At 41.4% G+C, this 1508-nt stretch carries 1 protein-coding gene and 2 pseudogenes; 2 read left to right on the forward strand and 1 reads right to left on the reverse strand.

Features of this window, described 5'->3' with window-relative positions:
• Positions 1 to 196, forward strand: a pseudogene (locus tag HMPREF0494_RS10670) (nicking enzyme TraA protein); the annotation flags it as partial.
• A 116-nt stretch (positions 197 to 312) separates the two neighbouring features.
• Positions 313 to 921: an MBL fold metallo-hydrolase gene (locus HMPREF0494_RS10675; RefSeq protein ID WP_007124992.1), complete on the forward strand. Its 609-nt coding sequence runs from the start codon at positions 313 to 315 to the stop codon at positions 919 to 921.
• Between the two features lie 368 nt (positions 922 to 1289).
• Here HMPREF0494_RS10675 and HMPREF0494_RS10680 read toward each other — a convergent pair.
• Positions 1290 to 1508, reverse strand: a pseudogene (locus HMPREF0494_RS10680) (MobQ family relaxase); the annotation flags it as partial.

Consider the following 1508-nt stretch of genomic DNA (forward strand, 5'->3'; position numbering starts at 1 on the left):
GGGACATTATCAACCGCTAAATTACAAGCCAGTTAGTCCAAGCTACTACTTAAAGACAGCCTTTAGTAACGCAATCATGACCGCCCTATATGCCCATGATGAAGATTACCAACGACAAAAACAGGCACACGGCTTAAAAGAGACACGTTACTTGCAGCGCGTTAAGAAGCATCGCGAAAAGCATCGTGGCCATTAGGTTGAAGACGATTGTACACATTTGAATAGTTTTTCGGCAAGCAGATTCCTCCATGGGGTTTGCTTGCTGAATTTTTTCTAGTGCCGCTATAATAGCATAAAAAGCGAAAGGAACGGATGGCATTGAAAAATAGCACTGTCAAAGTAACGCAACTAAAATACGGCAATACCAAATGTTATTTACTAGGGGGAACTTCTAAATCACTGCTAATCGATACCGACTGGGCCGGAAAGCTACCGGCATTTTACCATGCTTTAGGGCAGAAAAAGTTAACGGCCCAAGGAATTGATTACCTGATCATAACCCACTACCATCCTGACCACATGGGCATTGCGGCCGATTTGATGCGGATTGGCATAAGGCTAATCGTGATGGATTGCCAACAAAAATACATCCATCAAAGTGACCATATCTTCTATAAGGAAAATAATCCAGCGTTTCAGCCAATCAATGATCATAAAATTAGGGTAGTCAAAATTAGTCAAAGTCGTCGCTTCCTGGCTTCCTGTGGTATTCCAGGTGTAATTATCAATACTCCCGGACATACGAATGACTCGGTTTCCTTAGTGCTGGATAGCGGGGAAGCATTCGTTGGCGACCTTTACCCGCAGGACCAAGTACCGTTATATAATAACCCGGTCATAACAGCCAGCTGGCAAAAGCTCAAAGATAATGGTGCTTCACTGGTTCATTTCGCACATTATGCCAACGAAATAGTAAAATAACAGCTTTATTCATCTTTGCGATCTTCATTAATTTTAAACGAAGCAAGCATCTCTTTTATAAGGTGGTATGGACAAATATGTATAATGCTAAGAATAAAAGCATAATAGTCAATGGCTATCACATGGATTACATTACCTTTAGTCGGGGTAATAAGTGGTTGACCGGCGTGATCATTTAACTCCCGGCTATTCAATTGACCAAATGGCTGACGAACTGTACCTTGCCTTACACCAGTTAAAAATTTCTCATAAAAATGTCAAGAAGAAATTAAAAATTTTTAGTGGGGCTACCGAATTAGGTAAATTATAAGTGATTGATTGTTAAATCTATGACCGAGAATGTCCAATTTTTGTTTGATAATGGCAGATCACAAGTGCATACCCCCATCTTCATGCCGGTTCCGGGTTTGGTGTTGCCGCTGCTTTTTCGTCATTTCCCACTCGGTCTCTTTTAAGCCGCGTGCCTGTTTTTGTCGTTCGTAATCTTCATCATGGGCATATAGGGCGGTCATGATTGCGTTACTAAAGGCCGTCTTTAAGTAGTAGCTTGGACTAACTGGCTTGTAATTTAGCGGTTGATAATGTCC

The sequence above is a fragment of the Limosilactobacillus antri DSM 16041 genome (assembly GCF_000160835.1).
GTDB lineage: Bacteria > Bacillota > Bacilli > Lactobacillales > Lactobacillaceae > Limosilactobacillus > Limosilactobacillus antri.